Raw genomic sequence first — 25303 nt, forward strand, 5'->3', positions numbered from 1 at the left:
GTCGCGCGGCAGTGCCGCGACGCCCGTCCGTCGTCGAGGTTTCAGTGAGCCCTGTCCGCATCCTGGCGCTGTCGCTGCTCGTCCTCCTCTCCGGCTGCTCGGGGTGTGAACGCGAGGAGGCGCCGAAACCTCCACCGGCGGCGGTGGAGGTGGATGCGGGGGCCGTCGTCCCCATCGGTCGCCTGGAAGGGCTGTCCGGCGACGTGCGCCTGGAGCGCGGCGGCAAGGTGGGGCCGGCGGTGGAGGGGCCGCTGCTCGCGGGCGACGCGGTGGAGACCGGTGAGCACGGCTCCGCGACGGTGCGCTTCCCGGGCGACCGGACGGTGGAGGTGGGCAGCGAGGGCCGGTTCGCGCTGGGCTCGGACGCGACGGGCGTGGTGATGAAGGTGGAGCGCGGCATCGTGCTGTCGCGCGTGCCCGCGGGGGCGAAGGCCGACAGCGCGGGCTCCAAGGTGACGTTGAACATCCTCACCCCCTTCGGCCTCACGCGCGTGGGGCCGGAGCCGTCGGAGGTGAAGGTCGCGGTGGCGGAGGACTCGGCGCACGTGGAGGTGAAGCTGGGCGCCATCGAGCTGGTCTCCAAGGATGGAAAGACGCTGCGCGCGGCGCAGGGCGACGCGGTGGACCTGACCCGCGAGCGCGCGCAGGTGACGCCTTCGGCCCCGCGCATCGTGGAGCTGGCGCCCATCCCGGTGACGGTGCGTGCGTCGTCCGGCGTCGCGGAGGTGAAGCCGAAGGACACGAACCGCTGGCGCAAGGTGCGCCGCGAGGGCGAGGTGCTGGCCTTCGGCGACGGCGTGCGGACACAGGGCGGCGAGACCGTGCTGACGCTCAAGGACAGCGGCACGGTGCTGACGCTCGCGCCGGGCGCGGAGGCGGTGCTGGAGAGCGCGGGACAAAAGGGCTCCATCGACGAGGCTCGCGTCCAACTGCTCCATGGCCTGCTGGCCGTGCAGCTCGCCATGGGGCGCGAGAGCCGCGTGGTGCTGCCGGAGATGACGGTGGAGTCCGGGGGCGGCGCGCGGCTGGAGGTGCGCCGCACCGACGCCGGCATGCAGGTGGCGGCGCACACGGGCGACGTGACGCTGCGGCGGGGCGAGGCGCGCCAGGAGCTGCGCGCCGGTGAGCGCGCCACCGTGGGCACGGACGGCAACGCCAAGGTGGAGCCGCTGGAGGAGGCGGTGGTGGCGGTGGGTCCGGGCGAGGGGACGGAGATCTTCCATCGGGGCCTTTCGGAGGTGGCGCTCACCTGGCCGGGCGAGGGCGACGCGGTGGTGGAGGCGGCGCAGGACGCGGCCTTCAAGCGCCCGGTGCTCTGGGGCCGCGTGCACCGCGCGTCCGTCAACGTGTCCGCGCTGGCGAGGGGTACGCTGTACTGGCGGGCGCGCAAGGACGACGGCACGCAACTGGGGGCGGGCAGCATCCGCTTCGCTCCGGAGTCCCCCACGAGCGCGCTCGCGCGCGTGCGCAACGTGGTGCCGGAGGGGCCGGAGAAGACGACCATCTTCTACCAGGACAAGCCCCCCGCGGTGACGTTCACCTACGGCGAGGAGCCGCAGGCCCGTACCTATCGCGTGGCGGTGTACAAGGCGGGCTCGCTGACGACGCCGGTGATTCAGCGCACGGTGTCGGAGCCGCGCGCGGCGCTGGAGGCGGGCGCGCTGGGCGAGGGCAGCTATCTGTGGTCCGTCACGCCGCTGTCGCAGGCGGGCGCGGCGCTCAAGGGCGGGCGGATGAACAAGCTGGAGCTCGTCTACGACAACTCGGTGGTGGGGCTGGTGGTGGACAGCCCGCGGCAGGGGACCGTCGCGGCGGAGAAGGTGCGGGCCTCGGGCGTGGCGCCCGTGAGTGCTCGCCTGTCCATCAACGGACGGGACGTGCCCCTGGACGCCAAGCACCGCTTTGATACGTGGGTGCCCCCCATGGGAATGCCCCCCCTGCTGGTGTTTAAGATGACGCGCCCCGGTGCCCCGGACGTACTCACGGTGCGCACCCTGAAAGCGCGAGGACCTTGAGGGATGGCTCAGCCCAACGTTCCCATTCCGGATCCCGCCGGCGCGTCCACCGCGACGCTCCTCCAGCCCTACGGGCAGTACGTGCTCGTGCGCAAGCTGGCCGAGGGCGGCATGGCGGAGATCTTCCTCGCCAAGCTGCTGGGCGCGGATGGCTTCGAGCGCAACGTGGTGCTCAAGCGGATGCTGCCCTCGCTGTCGGCCATCCCGGACTTCGTGGAGATGTTCCGCGACGAGGCGCGGCTCGCGGCGAAGCTGTCGCATCCGCACATCGTGCAGATCCACGAGCTGGGCTTCACGGACGGCTGCTACTACATCTGCATGGAGTACCTCGCGGGCGAGGACTTCTCCACGACGCTGCGGCTCGCGGGCCGCCGTCGCCAGTACGTGCCGCTGCCGGTGGTGCTGCGGGTGCTCATCGACGCGGCGCGGGGCCTGCACTTCGCGCACACCTTCACCAACGAGCAGGGCCAGCCGCTGCACGTGGTGCACCGGGACGTGTCCCCGTCCAACCTGTACGTGACGTACCAGGGCCAGGTGAAGGTGCTCGACTTCGGCATCGCCAAGGCCGAGTCGCGGCTGGTGCAGACGCGCACCGGCGTGGTGAAGGGCAAGTACATCTACATGGCGCCGGAGCAGGCGCAGGGGAAGGAGGTCGACCCTCGCGCGGACGTCTTCTCGCTGGGCGTCAGCCTCTACGAGGCCGTCACGCACGTGCGGCCCTTCTCCCGCGAGAACGACCTGGCGGTGCTCAACGCGCTGTTGCAGGGCGAGTTCGAGAAGCCGCGCGCGCTGAGGGCGGACCTGCCGCAGGGACTGGAGGACATCATCCTCAAGGCCATGGCCTTCAAGCAGGAGGACCGGTACGCGACGGCGGAGGACTTCGCGCTCGCGCTGGAGTCCTTCGCCGAGGGCTTCCAGGGCGGCGCCGCGGGCGCCCCAGCGCTGGGTACGTTCCTGCGCAACCACTTCGGCGAGGAGCGCGTCACGGAGAAGACGCGCATCCCCACGATGGCCACGCTCTCCGCCGCGCGTCCGGTGGACCCCGATTCCACGGCCGTCGTGCCGCCTGTCGCCGGCGTTGGCACGAACGCCTACGGGCAGCACGTGTCCCGCCCGAGCGGCACGGGCGTGAAGGCGCTGACCTCGCAGCAGCACCCGGCGGCCCCCGTGCAGGCCCCGGCTCCCGTGCCGGAGGTCGTGCCGGGCGCGCCCGCCGCGAAGCCCGCGTCCCGGCGCTGGCTCATGGGAGTGGTGGGCGGCGTGGCCCTGGTGGCCGCGGGCGCGGCGTTCGTCATCGCGAAGCCCGGAGGGCCGGGGGCAACCGTCACGCCTCACGTCCCGGCGCAGCCACCTCCCGGGCCCGTGGCCAACGCGGCTCCGACGCCCCCACCGCAGACTCCGGCGGTCGCGGCGCAGGGCACGCCGGAGGGCGCACCCACGCAGGTGGAGTCCCTGCCTCCCGCGGGAACGACGCCCGCGGGCAACGTGCAGGACGAAACGCCGGGCGGTGACGCGGTGGCGAAGTCCGCGACGGATGCGCCCCCCGTGGACGAAGGGACGGACCGGACACGCCACCGCAAGCAGGGGACGAAGCCGGCGGTGAAGGGGCCCGTGACGCTGGACATCGACGACATCCAGCGCGTGGTGTCCGGCGGCCGCTCGAAGATCACCGGCTGCTTCGAGCGCTACAAGTCCGACCTGCCTGCGGCCTCGGGCGAGGTGCAGGTGCAGCTCACCATCGTGTCCTCCGGCAAGGTGCGCGCGGGCACGCGCGGGCCGCTGGCGTCCACGGCGGTGGGCCGCTGCCTGGAGACGCAGGCGGAGAACCTGCACTTCCCGGCGCATCGTGACCAGGAGGTCACCGTGCTGATGCCGTTCTCGTGGAAGGTGACGCAGTAGCCGCTGTGCGGCGCCCCGTCCCGCGTTCAGCGCGCGGGATGGAAGGGCGCAGCCGTCACAGGTCGCGTCGGGCGGACAGCGCCTTGGCCAGCGTGGCCTGGTCCGCGAACTCCAGGTCGCCGCCCATGGGCAGGCCCTGGGCGATGCGCGTCACCCGCAGGCCCATGGGTTTGAGGAGGCGCGTGAGGTAGAGCGCGGTGGCCTCGCCTTCGATGTCCGGGTTGGTGGCGAGGATGATCTCCTCCACCCGGCTGTCGTTGAGGCGCTGCAAGAGCTCCTTGATGCGCAGCTGCTCCGGGCCCACGCCTTCCAGCGGGGACAGCACGCCGTGCAGCACGTGGTAGCGGCCCTTGAACTCGCGGGTGCGCTCCAGCGCCATCAGGTCCGAGTACGTCTCCACCACGCACAGGGCGCGCTCGTCGCGGCGGTTGTCTCGACAGAAGCCGCACAGCTCCGAGTCGGTGAGGGAGAAACAGCGCACGCACAGGTGCACCTTCTCCTTCACCTCGCGGATGGCCTGCGAGAGGTCGACGGCGAACTCGCCCGGCGCCCGCAGGATGTGGAACGCGAGGCGCTGGGCGGTCTTCTCACCAATGCCCGGCAGCTTCGCGAGCTGGGCGACCAGGCGATTCAGCGGATCGGGGGTCATCCGTCTTTAATTAATGCCGGGGATCTTCACGCCGCCGGAGATCTTCGCCAGCTCCGCGTTCATGTGCTGACGGCTGTTCGCCAGGGCAGCGTTCACGGCGGCGGTGATGAGGTCCTCGAGCATCCCCGGGTCGTTGGGGTCGATGGCGCTCTTGTCGATCTTGATGCTGCGGATCTCCTGCACGCAGTTGGCGACGACCGTCACGCGGCCCTCGCCGGACTTCGCCTCGACGGTCTCTTCCGCCAGCTGCTTCTTCCGCTCTTCGATCTTCTCGGTGAGCTTGTTCGCCTGCCGGATGAAGTAGTTCAGGTCGATGCCGGGCATGTGCTTCCTCGGTCCCCGGTCGTGGGAGCGTGGGCCGCCATGGCGCCGCTCGGAGCAGGGACGTGGTCCGCGCACCCTAGCGGGGCCCGGCGGCGTTGTCAGTCGTCAGGAGCGGCGGGGACGTCCGGGAGGTTGGCCGGTGGCCGCTCGGGCTCGTAGACCTGGATGTGTTCGATTTCGCCGCCCAGCATCTTGAGGACGGCCCGCACGGACGCGTGGGAGCGCACCTTGCCCTCGGTGGACTTCTCGTGGGTGGCGCGGCTCTGGCTGTCCTGTTCGGAGAGGCTCAGCCCCATGCCCCCGGGGAGGGCATCCTGGGTCTGGGGCACGTCCGTGATGGTGAGCTTCACGGGCCGGCCGAAGTGCGAGGCCAGCGCCGCGTCCACGGTGGCCTTGCCCACGGCGGCGACCACGGCGGCCTTGTGGAAGGCGGCGGAGGGCGGATAGCCCAGGATGATTTCACCCGCCCGCATGGACTGGAGGCGGCCATTGGCGAGCGCCGTGCCGTGGCGCACGGACGCGGCCTTCACGGTCTCCACGGCGGCGCGCCAGCGTTCAGGCAGGGGGCGGTTGGGGTTGTCGCGGCTGGTGGCGACGGGCGCCATCGCGGGCGGCGGCTCGGGTTCCGGCGGCTCCGGCTCGGGGGCGGCGGGCTCCGCGACGGGGATGCATTCGCCGGAGGCACAGCCTTCGGCGGAGCCCTCTTCCGGGAACATGCGCTCGTCCGCGTCCCCGTCGCCGTAGGGCGGCGGTTCGGGCGGAGCCACCGGTTCGGGCTTGCGCATGTTGGTGATGCGCACGGTGGGGACGGCGGGCTCGGGCGCGCGGGCGGCGGGCTCGGGGAGGGGCGCGGGAGGCTGGGCGCCGCCGTTGCGGAGGAAGGAGAGGGGACGGGCCGCGGACGGGGGCAGGTCGTCCATGACGACGCCCGGAGCCGGAGGGGGCTCCATCGCAGGGGCCGCGCCGCCGCCATTGCGCAGGAAGGACAGCGGGCGCGCCGCGGAGGGCGGCAGGTCGTCCATCACCACCGGCGAAGGTGGCACGGCGGCGGGAGTGGGCGCGGGACCGCTCGCGCCGCCACCATTGCGGAGGAAGGAGAGGGGACGGGCCGCCGCGGGGGACAGGCCCTCCATCAGGGCAGCCGGAGGCATCCGGGTGGCCACGGCGGACGCACCGGCCTGGACCGGCTCGCCGCGAGCCATGTCGCCTGGAGCCGGAGCCCCATGCGAAGCGGTGGCCCCCGCGTGAGTGGATGGAGCGCGAGCCTCGAAGCGCTGCGGCGCGGGACCGGCGTGCGCGGAGGCGTCCTGCACCCCGAAGGGACGGGGACTGGCGCCCACATGGGCCGTGGGGCCCGGGGTCTCACGGGAGAGTCCATTCGATGCCGGATGCGCCGGAGCGCGCGCCTCGTCGAGAGGCCGGACAGTGGCCCCCGCGTGCGCGGACGACGCCTGCGCATCGGATGGACGCGGCATGGCGCTCATGGGCGCGGACGCACCCTGTCCTTCCGTGGCGCGCGGTGGCGCGGCTCCGGGCGCGCGGACTTCGGCCTGGGTCTCAGACGCGAAAGTTCGCGGGACCGGAGCGACCTCCTGGCGCTCCGGACGTGCTCTTCGCGGCGCCTTCCGCGCCAAGGCCCGCCGACAGCCGCTCCACGCGGGCCAGCAGGTCGGGAATCGAACCGGCGGGGGACAGCTGGATGGCCTTGAGCAGCGCCATCTCCAGCGCCAGCCGGGGCTGCGCCGCTCGCGACACGTCCCAGATGCAGCCGTGCACGATGTCGAACAGCCGCGACAGCTGCGCCGTGTCCGCTTCCTTCGCCAGCGCCACGAGCGCCTTCTGCTCGGACTCGGCCAGCTCTGCGGGCGCTTCACCCAGCGACTTGGTCACGAAGAGATGCCGCAGCTGCAGCGCCAGCTCCTCAGCCAACCGCTTCAGGTCCAGGCCCCGGTTGAACACCTCGTCCACCCGGCCCAGCACGCGCTTCGCGTCCTTGCGGACCAGCGCCTCCGCGAAGTCCTGCACCACCGTGCGGTCGATGGCGCCCATCGCCTCCGCGACGGCCTCGTCCGTGGGGTTGGGGCCGCACGACGCCAGGATCTGGTCCAGCAGGCTCAGCGCGTCGCGCATGCCGCCCTCGGACTGGCGGACCACCAGCGACAGCGACTGCTCGGAGATGCCCGCGCCTTCCGCCTGGCAGATCTCCTTGAGCCGCTGGAGCATCCGCGCCGCGGAGATGCGCCGGAAGTTGTGGCGCTGGCAACGCGACAGGATGGTGTCCGGGAGCTTGTGCGCCTCCGTCGTCGCGAAGATGAACTTCACGTGACCGGGCGGCTCCTCCAGCGTCTTCAGGAGCGCGTTGAACGCCGCGCCGGAGAGCATGTGGACTTCGTCGATGATGTAGATCTTGTGGCGGTCGCGCTGCGGCAGGTACTTCGCGTTCTCGCGAATCTCGCGCACGTTCTCCACGCCGTTGTTGGACGCACCGTCGATCTCCGCCACGTCCACGCTGGTGCCGGCGGTGATTTCCGTGCACGCCCGGCAGGCGCCGCACGGGGTCGCCGTGGGGCCCTGCTCACAGTTGAGCGCCTTGGCGAGCAGGCGGGCGGCCGTCGTCTTGCCCACTCCTCGCGGGCCACAGAACAGGTACGCGTGCGCGACCCGGTCCATCTTGATGGCGTTCCCGATGGTCCGGACCACGTGCTCCTGGCCGGTCATGTCATCGAACTTCTGCGGGCGCCATTTGCGGGCGAGGACGAGGTAGCTCATGGGGGACGTCATCTAAACACGGCGGGCCGAATGATCCATGGAACGTCCATTCCGCCCGCCGTGAGACGCACTCCGGGTCAGCGTCCGAGCGCCTGTAGCACCACGTTGGCCGCGTTGTGGCCCGCCGCCCCGATGACACTCCCCGCCGGGTGGCAGCCCGCGCTGCAGAAGTAGAGCCCCTGCACCGGCGTCTCATAGGGCAGCCGGTCGGTGAACCCGCGCTTGTTGTCCACATGATGGATGTGGCCGCGGGTGATGCCGAAGTGGGACTCGATCTTCGGCGGCGTGAGCGCGAAGTACTCCTGCACCAGGTCGCTGGTGCCCGGGGCGAAGCGGTCGCAGATGGACAAGAGGTGCTTCACGTAGCGCGCCTCCTCCTTCTCCCAGGTGGTGCCCTCCAGCTTCTCCGGCACCCACTCCACGAAGAGGGCGGAGTTGTGGTGGCCCTCCGCGTCCTTCAGCGACGGGTCCACCGTGGTGTGCACGTACCATTCGATGGAGGGGAACTCCGCCAGCCGTCCGGCCTTCGCTTCCTTGTAGCCGTGCGCCAGCGCCCCCAGCACGTCGTCCCCCTGCGGCAGCAGGTGGATGGTGGGACCGAACTGGCCCCGGTCCTCCGGCAGGCAGGTGAAGGTGGGCAGCGACTTGAGGCACAGGTTCACCTTGAGCGTGGTGCCCGGCGCGGACAGCCCGTCCACCATGCTCCGGTACTCCTTGTTCAGCGCCCCCGGGTCCACCAGCTTCAGCGTGCGGAACGGGTCCGCGTTGGAGACCACGACCTTCGCGGACAGCTCCTCGCCGTTCTCCAGCACCACGCCCTTCACCGTGCCGCCGTCCACGCGCACCGAGGCCACCTTCGCGTTCGTGCGCAGCTGGGCGCCATGCTTGCGCGCAATCTGCGCGATGCGCTGGGTGACGGTGCCCATGCCGCCTTCGACGATCATCCACGTGCCGCCACTGCCCGGCAGCCGGCAGAGGTTGTGCACCAGCAGGTTCATGCCCGTGCCCGGCGTGTCATAGCCACCGTCCAGGCCGGAGAACGCGTCGGTGACGGCGTACATCGCCTTCACGAAGTCGGACTTGTAGCCGAAGCGCTCCAGGTACTCGCGCGCCGTGCCGCGGCACAGCCGGATGAAGTGCTGGCGCAGGGCAGGGCGCACGTAGCGCTCCGCCGTCTCCTCCAGCGACACGGGCGGCAGGAGCCACGCGGGGGCCAGGTCCTCGCGCAGCGCCGCCAGCTCCTCGTTCATGGCGACGTGGGCGTTCCAGTCCGCCTCGGAGAAGAACTCGCGGAACTGCCGCTCCAGCTCCCGCTCATCCGAGCCGAAGAGCAGGTAGCGCTTGTCCATCGTGGGCAGGAAGTAGTGCGGGTCGCGGCGCTTGAGGGGCAGCTCCAACTGGAGCTCCTTGAGCAGCTCCGGCGGCATCAACCCCAGGAGGTACGCGCCCGTGGAGACACCCAGCTTCGGGGCCGTGCGGAACGGGTACTCCGTCTTGCACGCGCCGCCCACCTGGTCCTTCTCCTCCAGCACGGTGACCGACAGGCCCCGGCGCGCGAGCATGGCCGCCGCGACAAGTCCGTTGTGGCCTGCGCCCACCACGATGACGTCTGGCATCCTCTTCCTCCTTGGGGAAAAGGCCGTTCCTACCCGAGCCGCGACCTCCCCGACAAACGCCGAGCGTCTTGCGCTGGACGCCAGGGCCGGAAAGAGTCGCGTCCGCCACGTGAACGCCCCCACCTCCGACGCATCCCCGGCCCCTGTCTCCCCCCAGGCGCCGCTGGAAGTCCCGGCCCCCGCTGCCCCGCCGGGGCTGCCCGGAGGCCTGAGCGTGCTGGGGCTCCTCGCGGTGGCGCTGGTGCCGTGCGTCCTCGCGGTGCGCGAGCTGGGGCGCATCCACCCGGACGAGGTGTTCCAGGCGCTGGAGCCCGCGTACTGGCGCGTGCACGGCTACGGGGTGCTGGCCTGGGAGTGGCGCGACGGCCTGCGCAACTGGGCGGTCCCCGGCGTGCTGGCCGCCTTCCTCAAGGTGGCCAGTGGGTTCGGCGTCACCGACCCCCGCGTGTACCGGGGCGTGGTGGCGCTGCCGCAGTTCGCCCTGCACGCCTGGAGCCTGTGGGCCGTGTACCGCTTCGCGGAGCGCCGGGCGGGCCCGTGGGGTGGGGCGCTCGCGGTGCTGCTGGTGGGGCTGAGCGCGCCGGTGCTCCTCTTCGCCGGGCGTACCCTGTCGGAGTCCTTCTCCGCGTCCTTCCTCCTCGTGGCCATGGAGGCCCTGGACCGGCCAGACGGACACGCGCGCCGGGCGGGGCTCCTGGGCGGCGCGGCCCTGGGGCTCGCCGTGGTGACGCGCTACCCGTCCGCCCTCTTCGTCGCCGCCGCGCTCGGGTGGCTGGTCATCGCCCGGCGGTGGCGCCTGCTCGCCTTCACCTGCCTGGGCGGTGGCGCGGTGGCGGCGGGGCTGGGGCTGCTCGACTGGGGCACCTGGGGCACGCCCTTCCACTCGTTCCGTGCCTACGTGGACTACAACGTCCTCTCCGGGAAGGCGGCCGCCGCCTTTGGCGCCTCTCCGCCGGGCTTCTACTGGGAGCCGATGCTCCAGGCCGTGCCGCTCTGGGCCTGGGCCGCCGTGCCGCTCTCGCTCAAGCCCCTGCTGCGCTGGCGCACGCTGTCCCTGCCGTTCACCTGCGCGGCCGTCTACACCGCCGTCCTCCTGGCCACGCCGCACAAGGAGGAGCGCTTTCTCTACCCGGGGCTGGTGGTGGCGCTGCTCGCGGCCGCCGCCCAGCTGGCCGCGTACCTCGCCGCGCGTCCCTGGCAGGGCCTGAGGAACGGGGGGGCGGTGCTCGCGCTGGCCCTGGGCTTCGTGCACGGCCGCGGCTACCCGTCCAACGACCTGCGCGCGGACCAGTTTCGCGCCATCGTCCGGGCCACCCGGGGGGACGCGACGGGGCTGCTCATCGTCAACGAGGGGCTGTGGGGCTCCGGGGGCTTCTTCTACATCGGGAAGAACATCCCCTGGCGCACCTGCGACTGGCCCCACGACGCGGCCTTCCAGGCGTCCATCCACGACCGCGCCTTCAACCGCGCCGTCACCTTCGAGGGCCGGGCCCTGCCGGAGCTCCAGGCCGCCGGCTTCCGCGTCGTCCGGGAAGTAGGACGCGAGACCATCCTCGCCCGCGACTGACAGGGGGCGGCCGGGCAGGGGAGGGGTGTCAGGCCCGCAAAGCCGAAGCGCCGGCATCCCCGGAGGGATGTCGGCGCTTCAGGTGAAACAGAACGGCCGGGACACACGCGGAAGTACGCTACCGTTGCTTCCTTCCGGACCTGGCGGGGTTCGCGCCCCCACGTTGTCCCGACCACAAAATCACTGCTGCCACTTCAAGATAACAACGGAGAGGGTGGGATTCGAACCCACGATACCCTTTCAGATATACACGCGTTCCAGGCGTGCGCCTTCAACCGCTCGGCCACCTCTCCAGAGACTTTGGAGCGGAGAGCGTAGGATTCGAACCTACGGTACCGTTGCCGGTACGCCTGATTTCGAGTCAGGTGCCTTCGACCACTCGGCCAGCTCTCCAGAATATTCAGTTTTCGCGTCGCTTCGCGCGCAGGCGCTCGAAGAACGTCTTGAGAAGCTGGCGACTCTCTTCCGCCAGGATGCCGCTTGTGACCTGAAGCCGGTGGTTGTGCCGGGGCTCTTCCACCAGGTTGTACAGCGAGCCAACCGCACCCGCTTTCGGGTCCATTGTACCAAAGACGAGTCGGGTGACACGAGACTGCACCAGCGCACCGGCGCACATGGCACACGGTTCCAGCGTCACGTAGAGGGTCACCCCGGAGAGCCGCCACGCATCACGCGCTTTCGCCGCGGCGGCGAGAGCAATCATTTCGGCGTGGGCAAAGGGGTTCCGGTCGCATTCGCGGCGGTTGTAACCCGTGCCCACGACGTTGCCGTCGAGCACCGCCACCGCACCGACCGGTACTTCCCCGAGTGAAGCCGCTTCCCGCGCGAGCTCTAAAGCCTGCTGCATGAAAGCGATGTCGTCACTCATGAGACGTGCGCGCCAAAGAAGAAGTGGCGCTCCCTGGAGGATTCGAACCTCCGGCCTTCGGATTCGTAGTCCGACGCTCTATCCAGCTGAGCTAAGGGAGCATTTCTTCCGGCTGCTGCTTTACATCAAGTGGCGGAGAGAGAGGGATTCGAACCCTCGATACCCTTTCGAGTATGCAGGTTTAGCAAACCTGTGCCTTCAGCCTCTCGGCCATCTCTCCAACTCTTCTCTGTCAAAGAACCGCGAAACTCAAGCTCAAAATCGGAGGCGGTAGGATTCGAACCTACGGAAGGCTTTCACCTTCTGCGGTTTTCAAGACCGCTGCCTTCAACCGCTCGGCCACGCCTCCACAGCAGGTGCCGCTCGGTTCCCGGCGGGCCAACCGCGCCCGTGGGGCCGCCCTTCTACATCATTTCTTCCCTGTGGCAAGAGAGATGTTGGCCCCTTTTTACGTCCGGGGGCCCATCGCCCTGACTACAGGGGGCGCAATTCCTTCACGCCGCCCATGTACGGCACCAACGCCTCCGGGATGGCGACGCTTCCGTCCTCCCGCTGGTAGTTCTCCAGGATGGCGATGCTCGTGCGCCCCACGGCCAGCCCGCTGCCGTTGAGGGTGTGCACCATCTGCGGCTTGTCCCCCTTCTGGGGGCGGAAGCGAATCTTCGCGCGGCGGGCCTGGAAGTCGCCGCAGTCCGAGCAGGACGAAATCTCCCGGTACGCGCCCTGGCCCGGCAGCCAGACCTCGATGTCGTAGGTCTTGCGCGCGCCGAAGCCCATGTCGCCGGTGCACAGGAGCATCACGCGGTGGTGCAGCCCCAGCCGGCGGAGGATGTCGCACGCGTCGTCCGTCATGGCCTCCAGTTCGTCCAGGCTCTTGTCCGGCTGGGAGAACTTCACGAGCTCCACCTTGTGGAACTGGTGCTGGCGGATGAGGCCGCGCGTGTCGCGCCCCGCGGCGCCGGCCTCCGCGCGGAAGCACGGGCTGAAGGCGCAGTAGCGGATGGGAAGCTGCTCGCCCTCCAGGATTTCGTCCGCGTGGTAGTTCGTCACGGGGACTTCCGCGGTGGGGATGAGGAAGCGCTCGGGGTCGCCGGACGTCTTGAAGGCGTCATCCTCGAACTTGGGCAGCTGGCCGGTGCCCATCATCGTCTCGCGCAGCACGAGGTAGGGCGGGAGCAGCTCCGTGTAGCCCTTGGACGTGTGCACGTCGATCATGAACGTGACGAGCGCGCGCTCCAGCCGGGCCAGGGCGCCCTTGTAGAAGGTGAAGCGGCTGCCGGAGACCTTCGCGGCGCGCTCGAAGTCGAGCATGCCCAGCGACTCGCCCAGCTCGAAGTGCTGCTTGGGCGTGAAGAGGAGGTGGGGCTTCTCACCCCAGACCTTCACCTGGACGTTGTCGTCCGCGCTCGCGCCCACCGGGACGGATTCGTGGGGCACGTTGGGGATGATCAGCAGGATGCGGTTGAGCTCCTCCTCCACTTCCTTGAGGCGGGTCTCCTTCTCCTTGATCTCCTGGGAGACGCCGCGCAGCTCGCCGCGCAGCTTCTCCATGGCGGCCGGGTCCTCCTTGGCCTTGCGCTTCATCTCCTCGTTGGCGGCGTTGCGGCGCGCAGCCAGCGATTCCATGGAGACGTAGAGGTCGCGGCGCTCGGTGAAGAGCGTCTGGAAGGGGCCGAGGTCCAGGCTGCCGCCCCGCGTCTTCAGTCGGGCGACGACCGCATCGAAGTTCTGCGCAACATTCCGGAGGTCCAGCATAGGGGCTCGCCTTGTAGTCATCCCGGGCGCGGGCCGGCAAGGCTCACCGCGCACCGGGTGCTCAAGGCCGGACGCCCCCAGGCCCTGGGGACTGACCCGAAGGGGCCCTACCGGCGGTCCGGACGGGCCTGGAACAATGGCCCGCCCGGCAGGCCAGGCTCAGTGTTCGAGGTCGTAGATTTCGTCCTCGATGTCCTTCTTGTCCGCCGCGTCCGGCTTCTTCGACAGGTACTCCCTGAAGGCCGTGATGGCGTCCTTGCGCTTGTTGCGCTCCTTGTAGGCGAAGCCCAGGTAGTAGAACGACTGCGGGTTCTCCGGCTCGGCGGTGGTGGCCTTCTTGTACCAGTCGATGGCCTTGGCGTGCTGGGCCTGCTCCGTGTAGGCGCGAGCGACCTTGTAGTAGACGTACGTGAGCTTCGGATCCGCCTTGAGCGCCGCCTGGTAGCGGCGGACGGCGTCGTCCCAGCGGGCGGCGCTGAAGAGCACGTCGCCCATGGCGCCCATCACCCGCGTGCGCTGCGGATCCGCCTTGAGGCTGGCCTCGAAGGAGGCGATGGCGTCGTCGAACTCGCCGCGCTCCAGGTGCGCGTGGCCCAGGGCCTCGTGCGCGTCCGCGTAGTGGGGATCCAGCTCCACGGCGGCCTTCCACTGCTCGATGGCCTCCGGAAGCCGCTTCGCGTCGCGCAGGATGACGCCGTACGCGTAGTGGTAGTCCGGGCGCTTGGGCGCGCGGTCCACGGCGGTCTTCATGCTGTCGAGCGCCTGGGTGTACTCGGAGCGCTTCGCGCGCACGAGGCCCAGGTAGTAGAGCGCCTCGTGGTTGGAGGGCTCGTTGCGCAGCGCGAGGCCCAGGTTGCTCTCCGCGCCGGCCAGGTCGCCCTTCTCCAGGAGCACCGCGCCCAGGGTGATGGGCGTGGTGGTGGAGCGGGGGTCCTCCATCTTGGCCTTCTCCAGCTCCGCGGCGGCCTCGTCCAGCCGGTGCAGCCGCCAGAGCACGAGTCCGCGCTGCAGCCGGCCGTCCTTCAAGAGGTGCGGATCCAGCTCCAGGGCGCGGTTGGCCTCCGCCTCCGCGCGGGTCGCGTCGCCGTTGAGCAGCGACACGCGCGACAGGCCCAGGTGGGCGTCCGCCAGGTTGGGATCCAACTGGATGGCGCGGTCGAACTCCTGCTGCGCGAGCAGGCTGTTGTTCTCCGCGAGCGCCAGCTCGCCCAGGCCCGCGTGCACGCCGGCGTGCTCCGGCGCCTGCTGCACGGCGGCATCCAGCAGGGCGCGCGCATCCGCGTTGCGGTGCTGCCGCAGGTAGAGGCGGCCCAGGTACAGGCCCGCGTCCACCAGCTTCGCGTCGGCGGCGGTGGCGCGCTTGAAGTGGCCCTCCGCCTCCGAGGGCTTGTCGAGCGCGTCCTCGATGCGGCCGTAGAGGTACGCGATGCGCGCCTCGTTGGGGAAGCTCTTGCTGGCGGCCTCCACGGCGGTGAGCGCGTCCTGCATCTTGCCCGTCATCACCAGCGCGGTGATGTGACCGTCCACGAACTCCAGGCTGTCGCTGTCCTCCTTCGCGAGCGAGGCATAGAGCGGCAGCGCGCCGTCGTAGTCGCGCTGCGAGCGCAGCACCTGGGCGAGCCGGGCCTTGATGAAGGAGGAGTCAGGGTTGTCCTTGAGGGCCTCCTTCAGCTCCGCCTCCGCCTCCTTGGGCTTGAACTGCTGGAAGAGGGCCACGCCCTTGAGGCCGCGGGCGCGGGCGCGCTCCGCGGGGCCCAGCTCATCCTGGAGCTTCAGGGCGCTCTCCACGGCCTGGGCGCCCTGTTCGATGTTCGACTTGCGCACCAGGAGCTCCACCGCGGCCAGCTCCACCGCGGAGGCGGCGTGCTGCGGATCCGCGGCGAGCGCGTCCGCGTAGGCCTTGGCGGCCTCGTCGGCCTTGCCCTGCGCCTGGTACAGGTTGCCCAGCGCGTGGTGGGCCTTGGCGGACTTCGCGTCCTTCTCCAGCACCTTGGTCAGCGTGGCGACGGCGTTGGGGATGTCCTTCTGCTGCGCGTAGGACTCCGCCAGGAGGAAGGAGAGCTCCAGGTCGCCCTGGTTGTCCTCGCGGACGGCGGCGTCCTGCAGGCGGGCCTGCACCTCCGCGCCCTTGCGCTGCGTGAGCGCGATGCCCGCGGCAGTCTTGATGACCTCCACGTTCTTCTCCCCCAGCAGCTCGATGGCCTCCATGCTCCGGGTGCACGTGGTGAGGTCGGCGCGGTCTCCGTCCGCGTAGCGGCGCTGCAGGTAGGCGACGGACTGGCACCAGAGGGCTCGGACCTCCGGGTACTCCGTCCTGGCCAGCACCTGGGCGCTCTTGGCGCGCGCTTCCTTGTAGCTGGCGTAGGTGTCCTCCAGGAGGCCCTTGCGCGCCTCCTCGACGAGCTTCGCCTCCGCGGAGCCGGCGGACACGCGGGCCGGGAAGAACTTGTGGCGGCCGAAGGCGCCGTAGCGGCTGAGCTCGAAGCTGGCGCCGGTGCCCAGCACGAGCACGGCCACGCCCGCGGCGATGAGGGCGGGCAGGCGCTTCTTCCACTTCGCGTCGGTGGCGCTGCGGTCCACGACGGACACCGCGGCCATGCGGCCTTCGTAGAGCTGGCGCAGCCGCTCCATGCTGGCCTGGGGGTTGGCGGGATCCGCTCCCACGGGCGCGTCCGGGGCGGGCGTGCCCGGGGTGGCCGCGAGCGGTACGGCCTTGGCGGGGCCCTCCATCAGCCGCTGGATGGCGGAGGCGAAGACCGGCACGGTGCCGATGGCGGACCACGCCTCCGAGTCCGTCGACACGTCCTCGTTGCCCAGGAGCTGGCCGTCCTCGAGCATCTTGACGATGACGCCCTCTTCGAACGGGCCGAACATCTTCCCGGAGCGGCGGCGCACGTGGAAGCGCTTCACCGGCACGCGGCCGCCGGCGTCCTTGCCGGCGCTGTCGTCGATGAAGCTGAGCATCTCCAGGCCGTCCGCGGGGCCCGCGGCGGGCGGGGGCGGCAGCGGCGCGGAGAGGTCCGCTTCCAGGTCATCCGCGGGCGCGGCGGTGGGGTCGAACTCCAGCGCGTCCGGCAGGCCCGTGGCCGCCGAGGCCGGCGCGGGCGCGGGGTCTCCGAAGTCCACGTCGCCGAAGTCCACGGCGGGGTTGATGCGCGCGGGCGGCGGCGGCGCGGCCGGAGCGGGGTCTCCGAAGTCCAGCTGGAAGTCCGGCGCGGGGGGCGCGGCCTGGGGCGGTGACGTGAAGTCCACGGCGAACGGATCATCCGTGGGCACCGGGGCCTGGCCGTACGCGGGCGGCGGCTCCGCGAAGTCGAAGGACACCGCGGGCGCGGCGGGCGCGGGCAGGTCCGAGAAGTCCATGGACGGGGGCGCGGCGGGCGCGGGCAGGTCCGAGAAGTCCATGCCCGGCGTGGGGGGCAGGGCGAAGGGGTCGTCGCCCGCCGAGGGCATCCCGCCCAGGTCGTAGGACGGCGCGGCCGGCGGCGGGGGCAGGGCGAACGGATCCGCGACGGGGGGCGGGGCCGCGTAGGCGGAGGGCGGCGGGAGGCCGAACGGATCCGCCTCGGGCTCCGCGGGGGGCGGGGCCAGGGCGAACGGATCCGCCTGGGGCTCCGGGGCGCCGTAGCCGTAGGTCTGCGGGTGGGCGCGTGACGCCGCCGCGGGGCCGTGGGCGTTGGACGGGTCGTTGATGTCGAAGGTGAACGCGTCCTCGGGGGCCGGCTGCGCGGGGACGGGCAGGTTGCCGTCGTCCGCGAAGTCGAAGTCGGGCGTGCCGAAGTCGGCCTCGGCGGGTGGTGCCGCGGCGATGGGCTCCTCGGAGAAGTCGAAGTCGCGCGCGGTGCCGGCGGGCTCGTTCGAGCCGTAGGCGGCGGGCGCGGCGGACTCGCGGAAGGCGTCGGTGGGGACGGGGATGGCGACGACGCGGGTCACGTCCTCGCGCGGCTCGGAGAAGTCGCTGGTGTCGACCGAGGCGAACTCGCCGCTGCTCACCTCCGCGAAGTCGTCCTCCGCGGGAGCGGGGGCCACCGGCGCGGCGGCCATGTCGAAGTTGAACGCGTCATCCGAAGGGGGCAGCGGCGCGCCAGGGCCCGCGTCGAGCGAGATGGCCCGGGGCGCGGCCACGCCGGGCGAGGCGAACGCGGCGGGCGGGACTTCGTCGTCGAAGGAGAACGGATCCTCGGGGACGGGCGGCGCGGCGTGGCCCGGCAGCGGGATGGCGGCGGAGCGCGGGGCGGCCGAGCCGGGCAGCGGGATGGCCGGGCCCGCGCCCATGGGGATGGCGGCGGGTGCGGCGGCGCCGGGCAGCGGGATGGCGGCGGCGCGAGGAGCCGCGGCCCCGGGCAGCGGAATGGCGGCGGACTGCGGCGCGGCGCTCCCCGGCAGCGGGATGGCCGGGCCGGCGCCCATGGGGATGGCGGCGGACTGCGGCGCGGCGCTGCCCGGCAACGGAATGGCGGACTGCGGCGCGGCGGCGCGAGGCGCGGCGGTGCCAGGGAGCGGAATGGCCGGGCCCGTCCCCATGGGAATGGGGGCGGACTGCGGCGCGGCACTCCCGGGCAGCGGGATGGCAGCCGACTGCGGAGCCGGGGCGGCGGCGCGGGGCGCGGCGGTCCCGGGCAGCGGAATCGCGGCGGACTGGGGCGCCGCACTCCCGGGCAGAGGGATGGCTGCGGACTGCGGCGCGGCGCTGCCCGGCAGCGGGATGGCAGCCGACTGCGGCGCGGCGGTCCCGGGCAGCGGAATGGCGGCGGACTGGGGCGCGGCGCTGCCCGGCAACGGGATGGCGGCGGACTGCGGCGCGGGGGCGCGAGGAGCCGCGGCCCCGGGCAGCGGAATGGCGGCGGACTGGGGCGCGGCACTGCCCGGCAGGGGAACGGCGGCGGGCTGCGGCGCCGCGGGGGGCGCGGCCTCGGGAGCTTCGGAGCTCGCGCCATCCGCCTTGATGGGGAACGTGGTCTGGCACCGGGCGCACTTCAGCTTCGCGCCGCCGGGCGGGATCCGCCTGTCATCGATGTTGTAATTCGTCTGGCACGACGGGCAGGAGACTTTCATTGTTTTCCTTCGACGAGACCGGCTGACGCGCGCACGCGCAGCAACGACAGGGCGGTGCGGGGGTCCGCGCGGCGCCGTGCAGGCTAGCAGAGCCGTTTCAAGCCCGGAAAGAACGCGTCCTGGGGGCGCACCGCCGTCGCCCGGCCGGGCAAGAAGGCGGGCGCCCGCCAACACCAGGGGTGTGCGTCCCTTTTCCAGGGCCCCTCCCGGGGTGGTAGAGGGCGTCGCATGGATCCCATCGTCATCCTCGGAGCGGGCCTGGCGGGCCTCTCCACCGCGCACTTCCTCCAGCGCCCCTGGCGCCTCATCGAGAAGTCCGACCGGGTCGGAGGCCTCATCAAGACCGAGGTCATCGACGGGTGTTACTTCGACCCCACCGGTCACTGGCTCCACCTGCGCGACCCGGAAATCCAGGAGCTGGTCAACACGCTCTGGCTCCCCGACCAGCTGGTGCGCATCCAGCGCCGCGCCGCCGTGTTCTCCCGCGACACCTTCACCCGTTTCCCCTATCAGGTGAACACCCACGGGCTGCCGCCGGAGGTCGTCGCGGAGAACCTCGTGGGCTACGTGGAGGCCATCTACGGGGAGAAGGGCCGCGCCCTGCGCGAGCGCGAGCCTGTCAACTTCGAGGAGTTCATCCTCCGCTACATGGGCGAGGGCTTCGCGAAGAACTTCATGCTGCCCTACAACCAGAAGCTCTGGACCGTGCACCCGCGCGAGATGTCCGCCGCGTGGGTGGGCCGGTTCGTGCCGCGCCCCTCCCTCAAGGAGGTGGTGGACGGGGCGCTCGGCGCGGGCAGTGATCAGCTGGGCTACAACGCGTCGTTCCTCTACCCGCGCGAGGGCGGCATCGAGAGCCTGGCCCGCGCGATGAAGCAGCACCTGAAGGGCGGCGAGCTCAGCGTTCAGACCGAGCCGGTCTCCATCGACTGGAAGGCGAAGCACGTCACGCTTTCGGACGGACGCACCCTGCCGTACTCGGGGCTGGTGTCCTCCATCGCGCTGCCCACGCTGGTGGAGCTCATCGGCAAGGGCGCCTCCGGCGTGCCGGACGAGGTGCGGGCCGCCGCGAAGCGCCTGCGCGCCTTCATCGTCACGTACGTGTGCGTGGGTGCCCGGGGCGCGAACCGCCAGCCGTGGCACTGGATCTACCTGCCGGAGCCGGAGTTCCACTCGTACCGCATCGGGGCGCCGTCGGCGGTGTACGCGCCCCTGGCCCCGCCGGACACGGCGAGCTTCTCCGTGGAGTTCAGCCACCACGGCGAGCTGTCCGTGGCGGACGCGGAGAAGTACGCGGTGGAGGACCTGCTGCGCTCGCGGATGATCCACTCGGCGGACGACATCCTCTTCGCCAAGGGGCGCGAGATCCCCAACGCGTATGTCCTCTATGACGACGCCTACGGACCCGCGATGGCAGAGGTGAAGCGCTTCCTGGCGCACGCCGGCATCCTCGCCGCCGGGCGCTATGGAAAGTGGGAATACTCCTCCATGGAGGACGCCATCCTGGACGGGCGGGCTTGCGCCCGGACGCTGAACGGCTGACGCAGGGAGTCGTCTCCTGTCGACGGTGGTCCGGGGGCGTGCTACGCCCCAGGGCCTTCCTTTCGGATTTCCGGACCCATGGCCCTGCACCTCTCCGTCGTCATCCCCGTCTACAACGAGGAGTCCATCATCGCCCAGGCAGCCGAGGAGCTGCGCCAGGGGCTGGATGCTCGCGGGCTCGACTACGAAATCATCTTCGCGGAGAACGGCTCGCGCGACGCGACCCCGCGCATCCTGGACGAACTCTGCGCGAAGCACCCGCGCCTGCGCTGGTTCCACTCGGAGACGCCCAACTACGGCGTGGCGCTCAAGGCCGGCATCCTCAAGGCCCAGGGCACCTACGTGGTCTGCGATGAAATCGACCTGTGCGACCTGACCTTCTACGACGCGGCGCTGCCCCGGCTGGAGCGCGGCGAGGCGGACATGGTCGTGGGCTCCAAGGCGGCCAAGGGCGCGAGCGACCAGCGTCCCCTCATCCGCCGCGCGGCCACGCGGGTGCACAACAAGCTCCTGCGCGTGACGCTGGGCTTCCAGGGCACGGACACGCACGGCCTGAAGGCGTTCCGCCGCGAAGCGCTGCTGCCCGTCATCCAGAAGTGCGTGGTGGACATGGACGTGTTCGCCAGCGAGTTCGTCATCCGCGCGTGGCGCGAGGGACTGAACGTCATGGAGATCCCCATCCAGCTCCATGAGAAGCGCCAGCCGTCCATCCACCTGTTCAAGCGCGTGCCCAACGTGCTCAAGAACGTGGGCAAGCTGTTCTACGTCATCCGCGTGCGCGGGACCTGAGCGGAGGGTGGCCTCATGACGGCGGCGCGCCTGGCGTCCATCTCCGTCGACCTGGATTCGCTGCCGCACTACTGCCGGATCCACGGGCTGCCGGAGTCACTGCTCGACGAGCGCGCCCGCACGCTGATCCACCGCGTCGCGGTGCCGCGCTTTTTGGAGCTGTTCGCGGCGGTGGGCGTGCCCGGGACGTTCTTCGTCATCGGCGAGGACCTGGAGACGGATCCCGGCGCTACGGACGCCATGCGGCGCTCCCACGCGGCGGGCGTGGAGGTGGCCAGCCACAGCCACGCCCATGACTACGCGCTCACCCGGCGCGGCGCGGCCGCCATCGCGGCGGACCTCCAGCGCGCGGACGCGGCCATCCAGAAGGCCGTGGGCGTGCGCCCGTCCGGTTTCCGCGCCCCGGGCTACACGCTGAACGCGGACCTGTACGCGGCCACCGCCCAGCAGGGCTACCGGTACGGTTCGTCCGCGTTCCCGGCGGCCCCCTACTACGCGGCGAAGGCGGCGGTGATGGGGGCGCTCGCGGCGCTGGGGCGGCCGTCGCGCTCCGTGCTGGACACGCCGCGGGTGCTGCTGGCGCCGCGCGCGCCGTACCGGCCGGATCCGTCGCAGCCCTACCGGCGCGGCTCGGGGCCGGTGCTGGAGCTGCCCATGACGGTGACGCCGGTGGTGCGCTTCCCGTTCATCGGCACGTTCGCGGCGACGCTGCCTCGCGGCACGATGCGCGCCGCGTACCGGTCCTGCCGGGCGGATGCCTTCTTCAACTTCGAGCTCCATGGTGTCGACGTGCTGGACGCCACCGACGGCATCCCGCCGGAGCTGGTGCGCCAGCAGCGCGACCTGCGCGTGAGCGCCGCGAAGAAGATGGAGCGGCTGCGCGGCATCTTCCAGTGGCTGAAGGACGACTACGGCGTCGTCACCCTGCGCGACGCGGCGGAGCAGCTGTCCGCGTCGCTCTGATCAGCGGGCGGCCTTGAAGGCCTTCCAGTCCGCCTCGGCCTGATCCGCGTAGGCCTTCGCGAAGGCGACCAGCCGCTTCGTGGCCTCCTTCGTGTCTCCGCCCACCCAGTCCTCCAGGCGCGCGGCCTGCGCCTGCGTGTTGCCGTGGGCCCGGGCCAGCACGACGCCCGCCTGTTCGAAGGTGGAGCGCAGGGACTTGTTCTTCGCGAGCACGGCGTCGTCCAGCCTGTTCTTCTCCGGCTCCACCTCGCGCACGAGGAACGCGCGGCCGCCCATGTTCACCGCGCCGGTGAGCGGGTTCACCGCGCCGCCCAGCTCCGCCTGCGCCTTCACCACGTCCTCGCCGTTCGCGGGCACCGGCGGCGACGGCACCCCGAAGGCGAGCAGCTCCTTCATCTCCAGCAGCACCGGGGGCGCCTTCGGATCCGCCGCGCCCACGAGCACATAATCGCGCTCCAGGCCGTAGCTGCTGCCGCCCGCGTCCAGCCGCCCGGCCAGGTCCAGCACCTTCAAGGGCACCGCCACGCCCTCCGCGCCGTTCAGCGTCTTCTCGTAGGAGGCCAGCGCGGTGCGCACCGCCGCCTTCTGCTCCGCGTCCAGCGGCTTGAGCGTGTCCGAGTTGATGAAGCGCGGGCCCTTCGCGCCGTCGAGCTTCACGTACTTGGACAGGGCGTCCTTCGCGGACGTGTCGCGCGCCTTGACGATGAGGTCCTTCACCGGGCCGGAGGACTCCTTCTTGCCCAGGAACGCGCCCGGGTTCTTGTCCCCATCCGCCAGGAGCTCCAGCGTCTCGAAGTAGTTCTTCGCGAGCGCCTCCACCACCTTGGTCTGCTCGCTGGTGGACAGGCCCGCCTCGCGCGCGGTGAGCACGGCGCTGGTGGCCAGGCGCGTGAGGTCCGCCTCCGGCGACCCGGTGCCCGTCTGGTCGAAGTCGTTGATCCCCCACACCGCCTTGCCGTCCGGCCCCCGGAACGTGCCCAGGTTGCCCACGTGCATGTCGCCCACGACCCGGATGTCCGGCGCGGGCCGGTCCGTCAGCCGTGCCGCTTGCGCGTACGGGCCGCGCAGGTCCGCCTGGAAGAGGGCGGGCATGGTGCGGAACATGGCGGAGGGGCTCTGCCGCATCTGCGCCAGCTTCTCCTTCAGCCGCGCGGGCGGCAGGTCCAGCCGCGCGTTGAAGTCGCGCACGAAGGTCACGGCCTGTGAAGGCTCGCGCTCCAGGCCGGGGGAGCTGCCCTTCTGGGGGGCGAGGGTGTTCACCGCCACGGTGTTGCTCGCCCGTGACGTGGTGGCCTGGGGCTGGAAGTCGCTGACGTCGGGGGCCAGCCGGCCCGCGGCGGCGCCGGAGGAGGCGAGCGTCAGCACCGTGGCGGCGACGGTGGAGCCCGAGGCGGGCGTCCGGGAGGGCGAGGAGGGCTTGGAGGGGATGCGCATGGGGGGACCTTCCGGCGGATTATCGTCAGAAGGGCATCGCGGGTTGTCGGCCCACTCCCGGTGTGCGGGCGGGGGTGCTAAGAGCGGGCCCATGCTGGAGCGTTTCAGCGACAAGGTGAAGAAGGGCCTGCGCGAATGGACCGAGCGCATGGCCGGCGAGCAACAGTCCGACCAACTCCAGGCCCTGGCCCGGACGGAGAACGAGTACGGGGTGGATCCGTTCGGGTTCAACCTGGACTACAGCCTGGCCGCCATCGCCCCGTTCATGTGGCTCTACCGCCACTACTTCCGGGTGGAGGCCTACGGCGCGGACCGCGTGCCCGCCGGCCGCGTGCTGCTGGTGTCCAACCACTCCGGCCAGCTGCCCCTGGACGGCGCGATGATTGGCATCGCTCTGATGGTGGAGGGCAACCCGCCGCGCGCCATCCGCAGCATGGTGGAGAAGTGGGTGCCGTCCCTGCCGTACGTCTCCACGTTCATGGCGCGCGTGGGCCAGATTGTCGGCACGCCGGAGAACTGCCGGCGGCTGCTGGAGGCGGAGGAGGCCATCCTCGTGTTCCCGGAAGGGACGCGCGGGCTCAACAAGCTGTGGCCGCAGCGCTACCAGTTGCAGGAGTTCGGCCTGGGCTTCATGCGGCTGGCGCTGGAGACGAACACGCCCATCGTGCCCATCGCCGTGGTGGGCGCGGAGGAGCAGGCCCCCGCGCTGATGAACCTGAAGCCCGTGGCGAAGCTGCTGGGCTTCCCGTCCTTCCCCATCACCCCCACGGGCACGCCCTTCCCGCTGCCCACGAAGTACCGCATCTACTTCGGCGACGCGCTCCACTTCACCGGCCGCGCGGACGACGAGGACAGCGAGCTGGACAAGAAGGTGCGCACCGTGAAGGCCTCCATCCAGGCGATGCTCCACCAGGGTCTCAAGGAACGCCGGGGTGTGTTCTGGTGAGCCCCTCGCACGAAGAGAAGGACGCCGCCCAGGACAAGCGCCCGGCCGTCGTCGTCACCGGCATCAGCGGCAACCTGGGCCGCACGCTGGCCAAACAGCTGCACAAGCGCGAGCGCATCATCGGCATCGACCGGCGTCCCTTCATCGGGAAGCCGAAGGACGTCGAGATGCACCAGCTGGACTTGCGCAAGAAGAAGGCGGAGGACGTCTTCCGCAAGAACGAGGTCCGCGCCGTCATCCACATGGGCATCATGCATGACCCGCGGATGAGCGAGGAGGAGCACCACTCGTTCAACGTCGTGGGGACCACGCGCCTGCTGGAGTACTGCGCGAAGTACGGCGTGAAGAAGGTGGTGGTGCTGTCCTCGGCGAACGTCTACGGCCCCAGCCCGGACAACTCCAACTTCCTCACGGAGGACGCGCCGCTGATGGCCGCGAGCCGCTTCTCCGGCGTGCGCGACCTCATCGAAGTGGACATGCTGGCGCACAGCTTCTTCTGGAAGCACCCCGACATCGAGACGGTCATCCTGCGGCCCGTTCACATCGTGGGGCCCACCATCAAGAACGCGCCGTCCAACTACCTGCGGCTGCGCCACCCGTGGACGATGGCGGGCTTCGACCCCATGGTGCAGCTCATCCACGTGGAGGATGTGGCCCGCGCCATGGTGGAGGCCCTGCGCCCGGAGCCCAAGGGCGTCTACAACGTCGTGGGCCCCGGCCAGGTGCCCCTGTCCGCGGTGCTGCGCGAGCTGGGCCACACCGCGATCCCCGTGCCACACCCCGTGGCCCGGCCGCTCCTGGGACTGATGTTCCGCTACCGGCTGGCCAACTTCCCGCCGCCGGAGCTGGACCACATCCAGTTCCTCTGCGCCGTGGACGGCAACCGCTGGGTCCAGGACGTGGGCTGGAAGGCCCGCCACTCCATGCGCGACACCATCCGCTCCGTCATCGGGGAGTAGCGGCGGGGCGCGGCTTTTCGTGGGCCCCCGCCACGGTTCCCTGACATGCCTGTCAGGGAGGACGTGGCGGGATGGCAGGGAGGCCCTGACAGCACTGTCAGGCACGGGGCGGTGAGGACGGGGTGTGAGGGCAGGCAAGTGCCTGATTTCCCG

The 25303-nt window shown here is 71.1% G+C and carries 17 protein-coding genes, 5 tRNA genes and 1 other RNA gene; 8 read left to right on the top strand and 15 right to left on the bottom strand.

Annotated elements, in window-relative coordinates; translation table 11 throughout:
- Positions 1–44 precede the first annotated feature (44 nt).
- Both KYK13_RS10060 and KYK13_RS10065 read left to right on the top strand, forming a co-directional pair.
- Positions 45–2015 (top strand): hypothetical protein, encoded by a 1971-nt coding sequence (locus KYK13_RS10060; RefSeq protein WP_223643855.1) that lies wholly within the window; start codon positions 45–47, stop codon positions 2013–2015.
- A 3-nt stretch (positions 2016–2018) separates the two neighbouring features.
- Positions 2019–3914 carry a protein kinase gene (locus tag KYK13_RS10065; RefSeq protein WP_223643856.1) on the top strand — a complete coding sequence of 632 codons (1896 nt, stop codon included), beginning with the start codon at positions 2019–2021 and terminating at the stop codon, positions 3912–3914.
- 55 nt (positions 3915–3969) lie between these two features.
- Here KYK13_RS10065 and recR read toward each other — a convergent pair whose 3' ends face one another.
- The 5 genes from recR to KYK13_RS10090 form a co-directional block, all read right to left on the bottom strand.
- Positions 3970–4563 carry a recombination mediator RecR gene (gene recR, locus KYK13_RS10070; RefSeq protein WP_120551981.1) on the bottom strand — a complete coding sequence of 198 codons (594 nt, stop codon included), beginning with the start codon at positions 4561–4563 and terminating at the stop codon, positions 3970–3972.
- A 6-nt stretch (positions 4564–4569) separates the two neighbouring features.
- Entirely contained in the window at positions 4570–4887 is a 318-nt protein-coding gene (locus tag KYK13_RS10075; protein WP_120551982.1) for a YbaB/EbfC family nucleoid-associated protein, read from the bottom strand.
- Positions 4888–4985: 98 nt separating this feature from the next.
- Positions 4986–6089, bottom strand: a complete 1104-nt coding sequence (locus KYK13_RS10080; RefSeq protein WP_223643857.1) for a DNA polymerase III subunit gamma/tau — start codon at positions 6087–6089, stop codon at positions 4986–4988.
- Positions 6090–6444: 355 nt separating this feature from the next.
- The gene (dnaX, locus tag KYK13_RS10085; RefSeq protein ID WP_223643858.1) at positions 6445–7656 is read right to left on the bottom strand and encodes a DNA polymerase III subunit gamma/tau; all 1212 of its coding nucleotides are present in this window, start codon (positions 7654–7656) and stop codon (positions 6445–6447) included.
- 77 nt (positions 7657–7733) lie between these two features.
- Positions 7734–9272, bottom strand: coding sequence for an NAD(P)/FAD-dependent oxidoreductase (locus KYK13_RS10090; protein WP_223643859.1), 1539 nt, complete (start codon positions 9270–9272; stop codon positions 7734–7736).
- 109 nt (positions 9273–9381) lie between these two features.
- Between KYK13_RS10090 and KYK13_RS10095 the strand changes: the two genes are divergently transcribed.
- A complete protein-coding gene (locus tag KYK13_RS10095) occupies positions 9382–10839 on the top strand; it encodes a glycosyltransferase family 39 protein (RefSeq protein ID WP_223643860.1) in 1458 nt (485 codons plus the stop codon).
- An 86-nt stretch (positions 10840–10925) separates the two neighbouring features.
- Here the strand turns inward: KYK13_RS10095 and ffs are convergent.
- The 9 genes from ffs to KYK13_RS10140 all read right to left on the bottom strand — a co-directional run bounded on the left by ffs (position 10926) and on the right by KYK13_RS10140 (position 18517).
- Positions 10926–11018: signal recognition particle sRNA small type (gene ffs, locus KYK13_RS10100), an RNA gene on the bottom strand.
- A 27-nt stretch (positions 11019–11045) separates the two neighbouring features.
- Positions 11046–11132 (bottom strand) — tRNA-Ser (locus tag KYK13_RS10105).
- 13 nt (positions 11133–11145) lie between these two features.
- Positions 11146–11232: transfer RNA gene (locus KYK13_RS10110), tRNA-Ser, on the bottom strand.
- Between the two features lie 7 nt (positions 11233–11239).
- Complete coding sequence (gene tadA, locus KYK13_RS10115) at positions 11240–11707, bottom strand: tRNA adenosine(34) deaminase TadA (protein ID WP_207051137.1); 468 nt, start codon at positions 11705–11707, stop codon at positions 11240–11242.
- Positions 11708–11731: 24 nt separating this feature from the next.
- Positions 11732–11808, bottom strand: a tRNA-Arg gene (locus KYK13_RS10120).
- A 29-nt stretch (positions 11809–11837) separates the two neighbouring features.
- Positions 11838–11927, bottom strand: a tRNA-Ser gene (locus KYK13_RS10125).
- Between the two features lie 42 nt (positions 11928–11969).
- Positions 11970–12056 (bottom strand) — tRNA-Ser (locus KYK13_RS10130).
- 125 nt (positions 12057–12181) lie between these two features.
- Positions 12182–13462 (bottom strand): serine--tRNA ligase, encoded by a 1281-nt coding sequence (gene serS, locus KYK13_RS10135; RefSeq protein WP_223643861.1) that lies wholly within the window; start codon positions 13460–13462, stop codon positions 12182–12184.
- Positions 13463–13621: 159 nt separating this feature from the next.
- Positions 13622–18517: a tetratricopeptide repeat protein gene (locus KYK13_RS10140; protein WP_223643862.1), complete on the bottom strand. Its 4896-nt coding sequence runs from the start codon at positions 18515–18517 to the stop codon at positions 13622–13624.
- Positions 18518–18745: 228 nt separating this feature from the next.
- On the opposite strand from KYK13_RS10140, the gene KYK13_RS10145 reads away from it, so the two are divergent.
- From KYK13_RS10145 to KYK13_RS10155, 3 genes are all read left to right on the top strand, one after another.
- Complete coding sequence (locus KYK13_RS10145) at positions 18746–20059, top strand: NAD(P)/FAD-dependent oxidoreductase (RefSeq protein ID WP_223643863.1); 1314 nt, start codon at positions 18746–18748, stop codon at positions 20057–20059.
- Positions 20060–20137: 78 nt separating this feature from the next.
- On the top strand, positions 20138–20848 hold the full coding sequence (locus KYK13_RS10150; RefSeq protein WP_223643864.1) for a glycosyltransferase family 2 protein: 711 nt from the start codon (positions 20138–20140) through the stop codon (positions 20846–20848).
- A gap of 15 nt (positions 20849–20863) precedes the next feature.
- Entirely contained in the window at positions 20864–21811 is a 948-nt protein-coding gene (locus tag KYK13_RS10155) for a polysaccharide deacetylase family protein (protein ID WP_223643865.1), read from the top strand.
- On the opposite strand, the gene KYK13_RS10160 is transcribed toward KYK13_RS10155, so the two are convergent.
- A complete protein-coding gene (locus KYK13_RS10160; RefSeq protein WP_223643866.1) occupies positions 21812–23245 on the bottom strand; it encodes a DUF2252 family protein in 1434 nt (477 codons plus the stop codon).
- A gap of 91 nt (positions 23246–23336) precedes the next feature.
- Here KYK13_RS10160 and KYK13_RS10165 point away from each other — a divergent pair, with 91 nt between their 5' ends.
- A complete protein-coding gene (locus KYK13_RS10165) occupies positions 23337–24191 on the top strand; it encodes a lysophospholipid acyltransferase family protein (protein ID WP_223643867.1) in 855 nt (284 codons plus the stop codon).
- A complete protein-coding gene (locus tag KYK13_RS10170; protein ID WP_223643868.1) occupies positions 24188–25150 on the top strand; it encodes an SDR family oxidoreductase in 963 nt (320 codons plus the stop codon). Before KYK13_RS10165 ends, KYK13_RS10170 begins: the two co-directional genes overlap by 4 nt.
- The last annotated feature ends 153 nt before the right edge of the window (positions 25151–25303 follow it).

Source organism: Corallococcus sp. EGB, from assembly GCF_019968905.1.
Taxonomy (GTDB): domain Bacteria; phylum Myxococcota; class Myxococcia; order Myxococcales; family Myxococcaceae; genus Corallococcus.

Coding starts and splice junctions, on each gene's coding strand:
- KYK13_RS10065 (WP_223643856.1), top strand. CDS start 2,019: ATGGCTCAGCCCAACGTTCCCATTCCGGATCCCGCCGGCGCGTCCACC.
- recR (WP_120551981.1), bottom strand. CDS start 4,563: ATGACCCCCGATCCGCTGAATCGCCTGGTCGCCCAGCTCGCGAAGCTG.
- KYK13_RS10075 (WP_120551982.1), bottom strand. CDS start 4,887: ATGCCCGGCATCGACCTGAACTACTTCATCCGGCAGGCGAACAAGCTC.
- KYK13_RS10080 (WP_223643857.1), bottom strand. CDS start 6,089: ATGGCTCGCGGCGAGCCGGTCCAGGCCGGTGCGTCCGCCGTGGCCACC.
- dnaX (WP_223643858.1), bottom strand. CDS start 7,656: ATGAGCTACCTCGTCCTCGCCCGCAAATGGCGCCCGCAGAAGTTCGAT.
- KYK13_RS10090 (WP_223643859.1), bottom strand. CDS start 9,272: ATGCCAGACGTCATCGTGGTGGGCGCAGGCCACAACGGACTTGTCGCG.
- tadA (WP_207051137.1), bottom strand. CDS start 11,707: ATGAGTGACGACATCGCTTTCATGCAGCAGGCTTTAGAGCTCGCGCGG.
- serS (WP_223643861.1), bottom strand. CDS start 13,462: ATGCTGGACCTCCGGAATGTTGCGCAGAACTTCGATGCGGTCGTCGCC.
- KYK13_RS10140 (WP_223643862.1), bottom strand. CDS start 18,517: ATGAAAGTCTCCTGCCCGTCGTGCCAGACGAATTACAACATCGATGAC.
- KYK13_RS10145 (WP_223643863.1), top strand. CDS start 18,746: ATGGATCCCATCGTCATCCTCGGAGCGGGCCTGGCGGGCCTCTCCACC.
- KYK13_RS10150 (WP_223643864.1), top strand. CDS start 20,138: ATGGCCCTGCACCTCTCCGTCGTCATCCCCGTCTACAACGAGGAGTCC.
- KYK13_RS10155 (WP_223643865.1), top strand. CDS start 20,864: ATGACGGCGGCGCGCCTGGCGTCCATCTCCGTCGACCTGGATTCGCTG.
- KYK13_RS10160 (WP_223643866.1), bottom strand. CDS start 23,245: ATGCGCATCCCCTCCAAGCCCTCCTCGCCCTCCCGGACGCCCGCCTCG.
- KYK13_RS10165 (WP_223643867.1), top strand. CDS start 23,337: ATGCTGGAGCGTTTCAGCGACAAGGTGAAGAAGGGCCTGCGCGAATGG.